This window comes from Rhodopseudomonas sp. AAP120, assembly GCF_001295845.1.
GTDB lineage: Bacteria > Pseudomonadota > Alphaproteobacteria > Rhizobiales > Xanthobacteraceae > Rhodopseudomonas.
In genome coordinates this window covers 1-13638 of the sequence record NZ_LJIC01000066.1, presented here as the reverse complement: position 1 = coordinate 13638, position 13638 = coordinate 1, and the positions used below count along the sequence as shown (strand labels likewise).

10 protein-coding genes are annotated in these 13638 nt (G+C 65.3%); 2 read left to right on the top strand and 8 right to left on the bottom strand.

All coding sequences use genetic code 11. The annotated features are described in order from the left end of the window. Positions 1-186: 186 nt before the first annotated feature. On the bottom strand, positions 187-1389 hold the full coding sequence (locus IP86_RS11600) for a CaiB/BaiF CoA transferase family protein (RefSeq protein ID WP_054162685.1): 1203 nt from the start codon (positions 1387-1389) through the stop codon (positions 187-189). Between the two features lie 219 nt (positions 1390-1608). Between IP86_RS11600 and IP86_RS11595 the strand changes: the two genes are divergently transcribed. Then, positions 1609-2490, top strand: coding sequence for a hotdog family protein (locus IP86_RS11595; protein ID WP_054162684.1), 882 nt, complete (start codon positions 1609-1611; stop codon positions 2488-2490). A gap of 104 nt (positions 2491-2594) precedes the next feature. Here IP86_RS11595 and IP86_RS11590 read toward each other — a convergent pair whose 3' ends face one another. The 7 genes from IP86_RS11590 to IP86_RS11560 form a co-directional block, all read right to left on the bottom strand. Further along, positions 2595-4121, bottom strand: coding sequence for an AMP-binding protein (locus tag IP86_RS11590; protein ID WP_054162683.1), 1527 nt, complete (start codon positions 4119-4121; stop codon positions 2595-2597). A gap of 168 nt (positions 4122-4289) precedes the next feature. Beyond that, positions 4290-5459: an acetyl-CoA acetyltransferase gene (locus IP86_RS11585; RefSeq protein ID WP_054162682.1), complete on the bottom strand. Its 1170-nt coding sequence runs from the start codon at positions 5457-5459 to the stop codon at positions 4290-4292. A 289-nt stretch (positions 5460-5748) separates the two neighbouring features. Continuing rightward, complete coding sequence (gene denD, locus IP86_RS11580) at positions 5749-6735, bottom strand: D-erythronate dehydrogenase (protein ID WP_054162681.1); 987 nt, start codon at positions 6733-6735, stop codon at positions 5749-5751. A 165-nt stretch (positions 6736-6900) separates the two neighbouring features. Beyond that, positions 6901-7824 carry a carbohydrate ABC transporter permease gene (locus IP86_RS11575; RefSeq protein ID WP_054162680.1) on the bottom strand — a complete coding sequence of 308 codons (924 nt, stop codon included), beginning with the start codon at positions 7822-7824 and terminating at the stop codon, positions 6901-6903. An 8-nt stretch (positions 7825-7832) separates the two neighbouring features. Next, entirely contained in the window at positions 7833-8786 is a 954-nt protein-coding gene (locus tag IP86_RS11570) for a carbohydrate ABC transporter permease (protein ID WP_054162679.1), read from the bottom strand. A 216-nt stretch (positions 8787-9002) separates the two neighbouring features. Then, positions 9003-10328 carry an ABC transporter substrate-binding protein gene (locus IP86_RS11565; protein ID WP_054162678.1) on the bottom strand — a complete coding sequence of 442 codons (1326 nt, stop codon included), beginning with the start codon at positions 10326-10328 and terminating at the stop codon, positions 9003-9005. 90 nt (positions 10329-10418) lie between these two features. Then, positions 10419-11483 (bottom strand): ABC transporter ATP-binding protein, encoded by a 1065-nt coding sequence (locus IP86_RS11560; protein WP_054162677.1) that lies wholly within the window; start codon positions 11481-11483, stop codon positions 10419-10421. 233 nt (positions 11484-11716) lie between these two features. Here IP86_RS11560 and IP86_RS11555 point away from each other — a divergent pair, with 233 nt between their 5' ends. Then, the gene (locus IP86_RS11555) at positions 11717-13525 is read left to right on the top strand and encodes an IlvD/Edd family dehydratase (protein ID WP_054162676.1); all 1809 of its coding nucleotides are present in this window, start codon (positions 11717-11719) and stop codon (positions 13523-13525) included. Positions 13526-13638 lie beyond the last annotated feature (113 nt).

The window sequence follows — 13638 nt, the reverse complement described above, 5'->3', positions numbered from 1 at the left end:
CCCGCGGGCACTGAGCCTGTGGCAAAAGCCCTCACCCCAGCCCTCTCCCGCAAGCGGGAGAGGGAGACCAGGCGCTGTGCCCGCATCTCAACAACGTCATTGACCGAAACGACGGGAGCAACGCCGCTTATCGCAGAGCACCGAACGTTGCACAGACAATTCCTCTCCCACGCCCGCTTCATCCGCTCAGCTCTGCTCCGGCAGCTTCAGCGCGCCACAGCGCTGCAGCTCGGCGATCTCGCTGGCGCTGTAGCCGGCCTCGCGCAGCACTTCGGCGCCATGCTCACCGAGCCGCGGCGCAAAACGCTGGCGCTCCACCTTGGTGTCCGACCAGGTCGCCGAGACTTTCATGTCGCGGATCGGGCCTTCGGTCGGATGCACCACGACCGGGAAGAAATCGGTCGCGACCAGATGCGGATCGTCGAGGATGCTTTCGAGGTCGTGCATCCGCATCGCCGGCACGTCGGCGGCGTCGAGCAGCGATGTCCACTCCTCGGTGGTACGCGTCAGGAATATCCGCGCCAACTCGGCATAGACGACGTCGATATTGACGGCGCGCCGGGCGAAGCTGGTGTAGCGCTCATCGGCAAGCAGATCGTCGCGGCCCACTGCGCGCAAGAAGCTCAGCCACTGCTTGTCGTTGTAGACCATCGCGCAGATGTAGCCGTCGGCCGTCTTGTACGGCCGGCGGTCCGGCGACAAATGCCGGGCGTAGCCGCCGCGATCGAGCGGCGGCTGGTAAGTGAGGCCGCCCATGTGGTCGCCCATGACGAAGCTCGCCATGGTTTCGAACATCGGGATGTCGAGCCGTTGGCCCTTGCCGGTGCGGTCACGATGCACCAGCGACGCGCAGATCGCTCCGACCGCCGTGAGCCCGACGATGCGGTCGACCAGCGCGTTCGGCACATAGCGCGGCGTGCCATCGCCGACGCGCGCGTTCAGCGACGGCAGCGCCGTGGCGCCTTGAATGAGATCGTCATAGGCCGGCTTCGCCGCATATGGTCCATCCTGGCCAAAGCCGAACACGCCGGCATAGATCAGTCGCGGATTGACCGAGGCGACGTCGTCATAGCCGAGCCGCAGCCGCGCCATCGCCTGCGGGCGGACGTTGTAGACCAGCACGTCCGCGCTCGCGATCAGCCGCAGCGCGGCGTCGCGGCCGGCGGCGTGTTTGAGATCGAGGCAGACGCTGCGCTTGTTGCGGTTGGCATTGAGGAACACCGGTCCCATGCCGGGATGCCGCGTCGGGCCGATCTGCCGCGTCACGTCGCCCTCGGGCGACTCGATCTTGATCACGTCGGCGCCGTAGTCGCCGAGCATCTGGGTGGCGTAAGGCCCCATCAGCACCGACGTCATGTCGACGATCTTCACGCCCGCCAGTGGCCCCATCGACACTCCCGTCTGCGGCGCTCTGCCCGGCGCCATCGTCCCCGTGTAGCGTGGTGAGATCGCGAAGATCAAGCACGGCAGGGGCATGGCGCCCTGCTGGGATCGCAGCCGGCGATGTTCCGTGCGACGGAATCGTTGCGCAAGGTCATTGACCGCACCGGGGCGGATTGATCCATTTCGTCGCGCCACCGGGATTGCGCCCACGAGCCAGAGCCGCCGATGACGACGCATCACAGGACCTATCTCAAGCCGCCGTCGCTGACTGCGATGGGGCTCGGCGCGCTGTGGCCATCGGCCGGCTGGCAGAGCAAGCTCGGCTTCCCGACCTTCAGCTTCATCTGGCGCGGTTACCGCGTCGGCACCGACCTGCTATGCGAGCTGCAACGGCTCGCCGGCAGCGACGACGCATCCACGACCGACCGGCTGCTGCTGCTCGCGCCGCATGTCACCGGTTTTCGCCTGACGCTGGCGATGCTGATGCATCCGGACTGGCCGCTGCCGATCTGGCAGGCCCTGCAGCTGCGCAACCGGCTGATCCGCAGCGGCGACCTCAAGGTCGCGGTCCCATCCGATCTGATCGCGCAGGCGACGGCTTGGCGCGTGCACGACAAGGGTATCGAACTCGACGTCCACGTCCAGCTGCTGCAGGGCGACGATTGCCCGTGGGAAAGCGTTACCACCTTCTACTATCGCGGACGCTTCGCGCCGCCATTGACGCACGGTCCACTCGAAGGCGCCGCGTTGACATCACCGACGATCGATCCCGCGCTAGCGCCGATCGCGCACTGGAATGTCGATGGCGACCGCCGGCTACGCTTCGCGCGGCTCACCGGCGACGGCAATCCGCTGCACCTGTTCGATGCTTATGCCCGCCGCACCGGCTTCGCCGCCGCCTCCGCCCACCCGCAACGCATCGCCGCGCAATGCCTCGGCCATCTCGCGCCGTCGCCGCCGCCTCGCCAGCTCGACCTCTGGCTCAAGGGTCCGGTGTATTATGGCCGCGCCGTGACGCTGCGCGAGACGCGATCCGATCACGGCGACGACTTCGCCCTATGGGTCGACGGCGACGAGCGAGCAGCGATGGTGGGACGGATTAGTTAACTCCGTCATTGCGAGGAGCGAAGCGACGAAGCAATCCACGGCTGAGTGCACTGCTCTGGATTGCTTCGCTTCGCTCGCAATGACGACGGAGAGCGCGGTGAGGACTACTTCACCAATTTCCGCAGTTCGGTCTTCAACACCTTGCCGTAATTGTTCTTCGGCAGCGCGTCCAGATACACGTAGCGCTTCGGGCGTTTGAAGCGGGCGATGGAATCGCGACAATGCGCGTCCAGCGCGGCATCGTCGGCGCTCGCGCCGTCGGCCAGCACCACGCAAGCGACAACATTCTCGCCCCATTCCGGATCGGCGACACCGATCGCCGAGACTTCGCGCACCGCCGCATGGGTCAGCAGCGCCTCTTCGACTTCGCGCGGATAGATGTTGGTGCCGCCGGAGATGATCACATCCTTCGAGCGATCGGACAACGTCAGAAAGCCGTCTTCGTCGAGCCGGCCGACGTCGCCGGTGCGCAACCAGCCGTCCTTCAGCGTCTCGGCATTCGCATCCGGGTTGTTCCAGTAGCCGAGCATCACGGTCGGCCCCTTGGCTTCGATCTCGCCGGTCTCGCCGGCCGGCAGCACGACGCCGTCCGGTCCAGTGATCCGCACCTCGATCGCGCTCTGCGCGGTGCCGACCGACGCCAGACGGTCGAGATAGCGCGGATGGCTGGTGTCGGCGTGGCGCTCCCGCTTCAGCGAGGTGATCGTCATCGGCGACTCGCCCTGACCGTAGATCTGCACGAACCGCTGCCCCATGACGCTGAGCGCATCGCGAATATCGGCCAGGTACATCGGGCCGCCGCCATAGACGATGGTGCGGATGCCCTCACCGCTTTCGCCGCGACGCTTCGCCGCCTCGACCAGCCGCTTCACCATCGTCGGCGCCGCGAACATCGCGACGTTGCCGAGCTGCCGGCCGAGCGTCAGCACCTCGTCCGGATCGAAGCCGGCCGAGTCCGGCACGACATGGCGCGCGCCGAACCGAACGTGGACCATGTTGTACAGTCCGGCGCCGTGCGAGATTGGCGCGGCGTACAGCGCGGCGTCGTCCGGCGTCACCGTGTCGACGTCGGCCAGATAGCACAGCGACATCGCCGACAGATTGCCGTGGCTGAGCATCACGCCCTTCGGCCGGCCGGTGGTGCCCGAGGTGTAAAACAGCCAGGCGAGATCGTCGTCATCGCGGGCGATCGGCGCCCGTGGGCCGTCTGCGCTGCGTGCACGAAAATAGCCATCACTGTCGATCGCCAGCGTCGCCATGCCTTTCGGCAGATCACACGACGCCTCGTTGAAGGCATCGGCGGTGTCGTCGCAGATCAACGCCAGCTTGGCCTCTGCATTGCTGCAGATCCACGCCGCTTCGCGGCCGTGCAGCTTGGCGTTGATCGGGATAGCCACCGCGCCCGCCCACCAGATACCGTACAAAGCTTCGAGGTAGGCCGTGCAGTTGTGCGCGAACAGCGCGACGCGGTCGCCCGGCGCGATGCCGTAGTCGCGCGCCAACGCGGCGGCGAACGCCCCCGCACGCGCCGCGAAGGTCGCGTAGTCGGCGTCAATGCGCGTGCCGGTGAGCAGCGCGGGCGCGCCCGGCCGCAGCCGAGCGCTCGCGGCGAGCCAATTCGCCAAATTCATCGCCCGCCCCTCACGTGCAGTTACGACAAGTCGTGGATACTAGGTGATCCGTCATGGCCGGGCTTTGTCCTGGCCAGCCACGCTTTTCAGCTTCTCAGCGCGCCCCTCAAGACGTGGATGCCCGGCACGAGGCCGGGCATGACGAACGAGAGGCCATCACCGGCGATACTACTTCGCCGGCTCCAAGATCGACACGTAGTTGGCGACTGCTGCGCCGCCCATGTTGAAGATGCCGCCGAGCTTGGCGTCCTTGATCTGCATGCCTTCCGGCGCCTGGCCGAGCAGCTGCATCGCGGTCAGCACATGCATCGACACGCCGGTGGCACCGATCGGATGGCCTTTGGCCTTCAGGCCGCCGGACGGATTGACCGGCAGCTTGCCGTCTTTCTGGGTCCAGCCTTCCTTGATGGCGCGCGCGCCCTGCCCCTTCGGGGTCAGGCCCATCGCTTCGTATTCGATCAGCTCGGCGACGGTGAAGCAGTCGTGGGTTTCGACGAAGGACAGATCGCCGAGCGTCACGCCGGCGTCGGCCAGCGCGCGCTGCCACGCCACGGTGCACCCCTCGAACTGCAGGATGTCGCGCTTCGACATCGGCAGGAAATCCTGCGCATGCGCGCGGGCACGGATGTTGACCGCCTTGCCCATCGCCTTGGCATTCTCAGCCGAAGTCAGCACCAGCGCGGCGGCGCCGTCCGACACCAGCGAGCAATCAGTGCGCTTCAACGGGCCGGCGACGAACGGATTCTTCTCGCCCTCCGCGCGGCAGAACTCGAAGCCGAAATCCTTGCGCATCTGCGCATAGGGATTGGCCACGCCATTGTGGTGGTTCTTGGCGGCGATCATCGCCAGCGCGTCGGACTGATCGCCGTACTTCTGGAAGTATTTCTGCGCGATGATGCCGAACACGCCGGCGAAGCCCGCGGGCGTGTCGCCGTCTTCGGGCAGATAGGACGCGCGCAGCAGGTTCTTGCCGATCTCCGGCCCTGGCGTCCGGGTCATCTGCTCGACGCCGACGACGAGCACGATCTTGGCGGCGCCGGACTCGATGGCGCGGATGCCCTGATGCACGGCGGCGGAACCGGTGGCGCAGGCGTTCTCGACGCGGGTCGCCGGTTTGAAGCGCAGCGTCGGATCGGCCTGCAGCACCAGCGAGGCGGTGAAGTCCTGCGGCGAGAAGCCGGCATTGAAGTGGCCGAGTACAATCTCGTCGACATCGCCCGGCGCAATCCCGGCATCGGCAATCGCCTCACTGGCGACGCGGACGATCATGCTCTCGACGGTCTCGGCGTCGAACTTGCCGAACGGCATATGGGCCCATCCGACGATGCTGGCTGTCATGGCGTTTCTCCTGGATCGGGTTGCTGGTTTGGCCGGAATATAGGACGCGCGTCAGCCAAAAGCATCCCTCGCCTGCCGCATACACACCCGTCATGCCCGGGCTTGACCCGGACATCCATCACGCAAAAGAGATGGATCGTCGGGTCGAGCCCGGCGATGACGACCTTCTAGGGGCAGGCGGCACACCCAACCGTCATTGCGAGCGAAGCGAAGCAATCCAGGGCCGCATGAGGGGCATGGATTGCTTCGTCGGCTCCGCCTCCTCGCAATGACGGCGGGGCGAGCGTGGTCAGCCGACGAATTGGCCGCCTAACTCATCCTCGATGTGGATGCGGATGATGTCGTCGAAGGTCTGTTCGGCGGTGGTGAAGCCGAGTGCCTTGGCGCGGTCGGTGGAGAAGTTGCGCGGCCAGCCGGAGACGATGCTGATGATGGCCGGATCGGGTTCGCGTTTGATACGGGCGACGACGGCTTTGCCGGCGACGCGCTCGAGTGCGGCGATTTGCTCGCCGACCGTCGCCGCCAATCCCGGCATCGACAAATTGCGACGCGGCCCCATCGCCGCGGTGTCCATGGTGCCGGCGTGGATCAGGAAGCCGACGGCGGAGCGCGGCGAGGCGTGCCAGTGCATCACGTCGTCGCCGACCGGCAGCACGGCCTCTTGGCCGCTGAGCGGCTCGCGGATGATATTGGAGAAGAAGCCGGACGCCGCCTTGTTCGGCTTGCCGGGGCGGACGCAGATCGTCGGCAGGCGGATGCCGATGCCGTCGAGAAAGCCCTTGCGGGTGTAGTCGGCGATGAGGAGCTCGCAGATCGCCTTCTGGGTGCCGTAGCTGGTCAGCGGCGTCGACAGGAATTCATCGCCGATCTTCTCGGGGAACGGCGCGCCGAACACCGCGATCGACGAAGTGAACACCAGCCGCGGCTTGTAGCCGTCGCCCTCGGCGCGGATCGCGTCGATCAGTTGCTTGGTGCCGTCGAGATTGATGCGGTAACCCTTGTCGAAATCGGCTTCGGCCTCGCCCGACACGATCGCCGCGAGATGGAAGATCACGTCCGGCCGATGTGCCACCAGCGCCGCGGCCTGCCTCGGCTCGGCGAGATCGCTGGTGACGGTCTGGATCGCGATCGACGCCTGCGCCGGCCGCTCCGGCGCGACGACATCCTGCAGCGTCAGGCGCGTGATCTCACGATTGCCGAGGCGGCCATCGGCCAGCAGCCGGTCGGTGAGTTTGCGGCCGACCATGCCGGCCGCGCCGAGGATAAGAATGTGCAAGGGAAGCTCCGTCGATTGGCGGGGCGCAGGCCCCGTGCAGTGCGCCTCATGGTGAGGAGGCGCGCAGCGCCGTCTCGAACCATGAGGTGAATGTGGCCCATCCTTCGAGACGCGCGCAAGGGCGCGCTCCTCAGGATGAGGATGTGCGTGTGGCGCGGCTCGCCGCTATTCCTTCACCGCCCCGGTCATCGCCGACACGTAATGCTCGACGAAGAATGCGTAGAGGATGACCAGTGGCAGCGAGCCGACCAGGGCGCCGGCCATCAGCGAGCCCCATTTGTAGATGTCGCCGTCGACGAATTCGTTGACGATCGCCACCGGCACGGTCTTGTTCGGCGTCGATTGCAGGAAGGTCAGCGCGTAAATGAATTCGTTCCAGCACAGCGTGAACGAGAAGATGAACGCCGAGATCAGCCCCGGCACCGCCAGCGGCACGATGATCTTGGTGAGGATCTGCCAGCGCGACGCGCCATCGATCAGCGCGCATTCCTCGAGCTCGAACGGAATGGTCTTGAAGTATCCCATCAGCAGCCAGGTCGAGAACGGGATCAGCAGTGTCGGATACACCAGGATCAGCGACAGCGGCGAGTCGAACAGGCCGTAAGCCTGGATCACCGAGGCCAGCGGGATGAACAGGATCGACGGCGGCACGAGGTAAGCGAGGAAGATCGCGCCGCCGACGCTGTCGGCGCCGCGGAAGCGCAGCCGCACGATCGCATAGGCGGCGAGCACGCTGGCGAAGATCGACAGCACCGTCGAGGCGGCGGCGACATACATCGTGTTCCACAGCCAGCGCGGATATTGCGTCTCGAACAACAGCTTGGAGATGTGCTTCAGAGTCGGCTTGACCACCCAGAACGGGTTGTAGGTCTCCATGTCGATCAGTTGCTCGTCGGGTTTGATCGACGTCAGCGCCATCCAATAGAACGGGAACAGCAGGATCACGATGATGATCGCGAGCGGCAGATACAGCGTCACCAGCCGCCGCGGCAGCGACTCCAGATAGCTCATGCCCTCGCTGTCATCGTCCTTGGCGACGGTCGCCGCCTTGACGGCGAGGCGCGGATCGGCGGCTGTGGCCTCAGTCATGGCGAGCCTCAATCATTATCCGATCCTTGCTGCCATTTGCGGCGCTGCATGCCGAACCAGGAGATCGCGATCGCCGCCAGCAGGAACGGGATCATCGCGGTGGCGATCGCCGCGCCCTCGCCGAGCCGGCCCGACAGGATGCCGCGCTGATAGCTCAGCGTCGCCATCAGATGCGTCGCGTTGACAGGGCCGCCGCGGGTCAGCGCCCAGATCAGTTGGAAGTCGGTGAAGGTGAACAGCACCGAGAAGGTCATCACCACCGCGATGATCGGCGTCAGCAGCGGATAGGTGATGTAGCGGAAGCGTTGCCAGCTCGTGGCGCCGTCCAGCGTCGCCGCCTCGTACAGCGACGGCGACACCGTCTGCAGCCCGGCCAGCAGCGTGATCGCCACGAACGGCACGCCGCGCCAGATGTTGGCGAAGATCACCGACGCCCGCGCCATCGTCGTATCGCCGAGAAAGTTGATGTTGTGGTCGATCAGGCCGAGCTTGATCAGCGACCACGAGATGATCGAGAATTGCGAGTCGTAAATCCACCAGAACGCGATCGCCGACAGCACCGTCGGCACGATGAACGGCACCAGCACCGCGGCGCGGATGATCGCCTTGAACGGCATGTGGCGGTTGAGCAGCAACGCCAGATACAGGCCGACCGCGAATTTTATGGCGCTGGCGACCGCCGTGTAGAGGATGGTGTTGAACACCGACAGCCAGAAGATGCTGTCGTCCCACAGCCATTGATAGTTCTCGACGCCGACGAACACGCCGTCTCGCCCGATCCGCGCGTCGGTGAAGCTCATCCACACGCCGAGGAACAGCGGATAGGCCAGGAACAGGATCAGAAACGCCGCCGCCGGCAGCATGAACCACAGCGCGACAAAGTTGCGATTGGTGCGCAGGCGTTGCCAGGCGGAGGGGCCGGAGCTCGCTCGGAGGGCCGCCGATGTATCGAGTGTGCTCATTCCAACTCCATCGCCGATTGCAGCCGTCAGATGTAACGGGCCTCTCTTCTGTCATTCCGGGACGCGCCTCTTGGCGCGGGCCCGGAATCCATACTCCCGGCGGTGGTTATGGATTCCGGGCTCGCGCTACGCGCGCCCCGGAATGACAAAAGAGAGGCAGTCATCTTAGTTTAAGCGGGAGGCCGACGAGTAAGCCGGCCCCCCGGTCTCAACGCGTTACGATCTAAAGATCCGCTTCGCCGCGCGTTCGGCGCTGCTCATGGCGGTCTTTACGTCTTCGCGGCCGGTGCAGTAGTTGGCGAACATGTCGACGACGACGAAGTCGGCGATCGCGGCCGCGGCGTTCTCGCCCATCTGGCCGACGCCGGCCGGCGACATCGCGGTGGCGGCGACGTCGCGATACGGCGTGTTCTTCGGGTCCGCGGTCCACATCGGGTTCTTCTCGTAGTCCTTGAGGAACGGCGACAGATAGCCCTGCGCCGCCTCGACCCACGGGTTGAACTGCTCCGGCTCCATCATGAAAGCCGTGAACGCCTTGCAGGTTTGCGGGAACTTGGTGAAGTTGAAGATCAGGATCGGAAAGCCGAGATGCAATTCGCGGCTCTTGCCGTCGACGCCGACCGGCAGATGCGCGTGGTTCATGTCCTCGGCGATCTGCTTGTTCTCCTTCTTCGCCGTGACGTAGACCGAGATGCCGTTGACGGTGAGATAGAGCTGGCCGGCCAGGAACGCCTTGTTGTTCGAGGCATCGTTCCACGACGCGGTGCCGGGGATGAAGTTGTCGTACAGGCCCTTGACGTATTCGAGCGACTTGGCGGTCTCCGGCGAGTTGATGACGACTTTGTTGTCCTTGTCGATCAGATTGCCGCCGTGCGACCACAGGGCCCAGTACAGCCAGGTGTTGGCGTCGCCCGACGCGTGGCCCATCGCCATGCCGGCCGGCGTGCCGTTCTTGTTGAGGCCCTTGACCAGATCGGCGAAGCCGCCGAGGTCTTTCGGAAACTCCTTGTGGCCGGCCTTCTCGGCGGCGGCGACGCGGTAGTTGATCAGCGCGCCGGTCGCTGCGACCGGGATGCCGATCCACTTGCCGTTATACATGCCGTAGGTCTTGCCGGAATCGGCCCAGCCGCCGCACTTCTGCGCGAGATAGTCGGCGACGTCGGTGACGTCGGTGCACTTGCTGGGAAACAGGAACGGCAGCGAATACAGCCCCCACACCATGTCGAGCCCCTGCCCGGTGTTGGCGGCGACCGAGGCTTTCGGCTGAATGTCGTCGTAGGATTCGTTGGAGACGTTGATGGTGACGTTGTTGGCCTTCTGGAACGCGTCGACGATCTTCATGAAGGCGGCGTCTTCGGCTTCGACGAAGCGCTTCCAGCGCAGCAGGTTGATCTTGGCGCCCGGCTCCGGCTTCCATGGCGACGCCTGCGCCCACGCCTTCGCATACCCCAGCAATTGATCGGCAGACATCGTCGCCGCCGCGGCCAGCAGCGTCGCGCCCCCCTTCAGCAACGAGCGTCGATCGAATCCGAAATCAGTCATCGTTCGTTAACTCCCTCTGTCTTGCTTGAACTGGTTTTTGCTTGATTGTCGGCTTCGAACGGCCGCGTGAGTCGATCTCACTCGCCTCGGTCAAAGGCGTTGTCCGGTCTCCCTGTCGAACAGATGCGCCACCTGCGCCCGCGGCTGCAGATGGATCTTGTCGCCCGGCTGCACCTGATGGCGCTCGCGGAACACCGCGATCAGCTCCTGCGCGCCGACCCGCGCGACGATCTGGGTCTCCGAGCCGGTCGGCTCGACCACCACCACCTCGGCCTCGATGCCGCTGTCGGCGAAGTCGAGATGCTCGGGGCGGATGCCGTAGCTGACCGGCTTTCCATTGCTGTTCGCCGGCGCCGTGGTGATCGGCAGCCGCGCGCCGCTGGCGGTTTCGACCCAGGGCTGACCGCCATTGACCTTCAGCGTGCCGTCGAGAAAATTCATCGCTGGTGATCCGATGAAGCCGGCGACGAATTTGTTGGCGGGATTGTCGTAGAGATCGAGCGGCGCGCCCATCTGCTCGACGATGCCGTCCTGCATCACCACGATCTTGTCGGCCATCGTCATGGCTTCGATCTGATCGTGCGTGACGTACACCGTCGTGGTCTTCAGGCGCTGATGCAATTCCTTGATCTCGGTGCGCATCGCCACCCGCAGCTTAGCATCGAGATTGGACAGCGGCTCGTCGAACAGGAAGACCTGCGGATCGCGGACGATCGCGCGGCCCATCGCGACGCGCTGGCGCTGGCCGCCGGACAGCTGCCGCGGGAAGCGATCGAGCAGCTTGCGCAGATCGAGGATGTCGGCCGCGCGATTGACCTTGTCGTCGATGGTCTTCTGGTCGGCGCCGCGCAGCTTCAGCGAGAAGCCCATGTTCTGGGCGACCGTCATGTGCGGATACAGCGCGTAGTTCTGGAACACCATGGCGATGTCCCGCTCTTTCGGCTGCACGTCGTTGACGACACGGTCGCCGATCGAGATCGTTCCGGAGGTGATTTTTTCCAGGCCAGCGAGCATACGCAGCAAGGTGGATTTGCCGCATCCCGATGGGCCGACCAGCACCACGAAGGCGCCATCCTCGATCGGAACCGTCACACCATGCAAGACTTCGAAGCCGCCAAACGATTTCCGCACGTCGTGAATTTGCACCGACGCCATACAGAACCTCCCGGAGATCGGCCCTTGAGGTGCGGTCGTTGCCGCCGGCCTGATCCTTATTTGTGCTACCTATAGCAGAACCCTGCCGAGTTGTCGCGTCGTGAAATTACGCTGGCTCTCAGCATCACCGCCAATTGCGTAGCTGCGAGCGGCGTGTCACCATGCGCCCCCGCCGATGACTGAATGAACGCTCAAGACGCCTGCTCAACGGCGTGTGCAGTGCGGGAGAAACAATGAATAAGGTCGAATCCGGTATTGGCCGGCGTAAGCTCCGCTCCAGCGAATGGTTCAACGATCCTCATAATCCGGCGATGACCGCGCTCTATCTGGAGCGCTATCTGAATTACGGGCTGACCCGCGCCGAGCTGCAATCCGGCAAGCCGATCATCGGCATCGCGCAGACCGGCAACGACCTGTCGCCATGCAATCGTCATCATCTGGAACTGGCGCAGCGCGTGCGCGAAGGCATCCGCGCCGCCGGCGGCATCGCAATGGAATTCCCGGTGCATCCGATCCAGGAGACCGGCAAGCGGCCGACCGCGGCGCTGGATCGCAACCTCGCTTATCTCGGTCTCGTCGAAGTGCTGTTCAGCTATCCGCTCGACGGCGTAGTGCTGACCACCGGTTGCGACAAGACCACGCCGGCCTGCCTGATGGCCGCCGCGACCGTCAACATTCCGGCGATCGTGCTGTCCGGCGGGCCGATGCTCAACGGCTGGCACAATGGCGAGCGCACCGGCTCAGGCACAGTGGTGTGGAAGTCGCGCGAACGCATGGCGGCCGGCGAGATCGACTACGAACAATTCATGGAGATCGTCGCCTCCTCGGCGCCGTCGGTCGGCCATTGCAACACCATGGGCACCGCGTCGACGATGAACTCGCTGGCCGAGGCGCTCGGCATGTCGCTGCCGGGCTGCGCCGCCATCCCAGCCCCCTATCGCGAGCGCGGCCAGATCGCTTACGCGACCGGGCTGCGCGCGGTCGAGATGGTGTGGGAGGATCTCAAGCCGTCCGACATCCTGACGCGCAAGGCGTTCGAGAACGCCATCGTGGTGAACTCGGCGATCGGCGGCTCGACCAACGCGCCGATCCATCTCAACGCGCTCGCCCGCCATGTCGGCGTCGAGCTCAGCATCGACGACTGGCAGAGCGTTGGCCACAGCATCCCGCTGCTGGTCAATCTGCAACCCGCCGGCGCCTATCTCGGCGAAGAGTATCACCGCGCCGGCGGCGTGCCGACGGTGGTGCGCGAACTGATGGCGCACGGCAAGATTCACGAGGACGCGCTCACCGTGAACGGCCGCAGCATCGGCGACAATTGCCGCGCGGCGCCCGCGCCGGACGGCGACGTGATCAAGACCTATGACGGACCGCTGGTGCAGGATGCCGGCTTCCTGGTGCTGCGCGGCAATCTGTTCGACTCCGCCATCATGAAGACCAGCGTGATCAGCCTCGAATTCCGCGAGCGCTATCTGTCGACGCCGGGCGACCTCAACGCATTCGAGGGCCGTGCCATCGTGTTCGAGGGGCCGGAGGATTATCACCACCGCATCGACGATCCGTCGCTCGAGATCGACGAGCACTGCATCCTGTTCGTGCGCGGCACCGGCCCGATCGGCTATCCGGGCGGCGCCGAAGTGGTGAACATGCAGCCGCCGGCGGCGCTGATCAAACGCGGCATCCACTCGCTGCCGTGCATCGGCGACGGCCGCCAGTCCGGCACTTCCGGCTCGCCCTCGATCCTCAACGCGACGCCGGAAGCCGCCGCCAATGGCGGTCTGGCGCTGCTCAAGACCGGCGATCGCGTCCGCATCGACCTTAATAAGGGAAGCGCCGATATTCTGATTTCGGATGCGGAGCTGCAGCAGCGCCGCGCCGATCTCGAAGCCGCCGGCGGCTTCGCTTATCCGAAGCATCAGACGCCGTGGCAGGAGCTGTATCGCCAAACCGTCGGCCAGCAGGCCACCGGCGCCTGCATGGAGTTCGCCACGCGCTATCGCGATATTGCTGGGACGGTGGGCGTCGCGCGGCATAATCATTAGCGCCGCAAGTAGCCACGCGCACTGGACTAACCTCTCCCCGCGCGCGGGGAGAGGTCGACCGGCGAAGCCGGTCGGGTGAGGGGGCGCCTCCACGCCGCCGAGCGGCTCGGCCC

What these genes read in the sequence shown, in the direction of transcription:
- IP86_RS11595 (WP_054162684.1), top strand. Translation starts at nt 1,609, where the DNA reads ATGACGACGCATCACAGGACCTATCTCAAGCCGCCGTCGCTGACTGCG.
- IP86_RS11600 (WP_054162685.1), bottom strand. Translation starts at nt 1,389, where the DNA reads ATGGGGCCACTGGCGGGCGTGAAGATCGTCGACATGACGTCGGTGCTG.
- IP86_RS11565 (WP_054162678.1), bottom strand. Translation starts at nt 10,328, where the DNA reads ATGACTGATTTCGGATTCGATCGACGCTCGTTGCTGAAGGGGGGCGCG.
- IP86_RS11570 (WP_054162679.1), bottom strand. Translation starts at nt 8,786, where the DNA reads ATGAGCACACTCGATACATCGGCGGCCCTCCGAGCGAGCTCCGGCCCC.
- IP86_RS11575 (WP_054162680.1), bottom strand. Translation starts at nt 7,824, where the DNA reads ATGACTGAGGCCACAGCCGCCGATCCGCGCCTCGCCGTCAAGGCGGCG.
- IP86_RS11585 (WP_054162682.1), bottom strand. Translation starts at nt 5,459, where the DNA reads ATGACAGCCAGCATCGTCGGATGGGCCCATATGCCGTTCGGCAAGTTC.
- IP86_RS11590 (WP_054162683.1), bottom strand. Translation starts at nt 4,121, where the DNA reads ATGAATTTGGCGAATTGGCTCGCCGCGAGCGCTCGGCTGCGGCCGGGC.
- IP86_RS11560 (WP_054162677.1), bottom strand. Translation starts at nt 11,483, where the DNA reads ATGGCGTCGGTGCAAATTCACGACGTGCGGAAATCGTTTGGCGGCTTC.
- IP86_RS11555 (WP_054162676.1), top strand. Translation starts at nt 11,717, where the DNA reads ATGAATAAGGTCGAATCCGGTATTGGCCGGCGTAAGCTCCGCTCCAGC.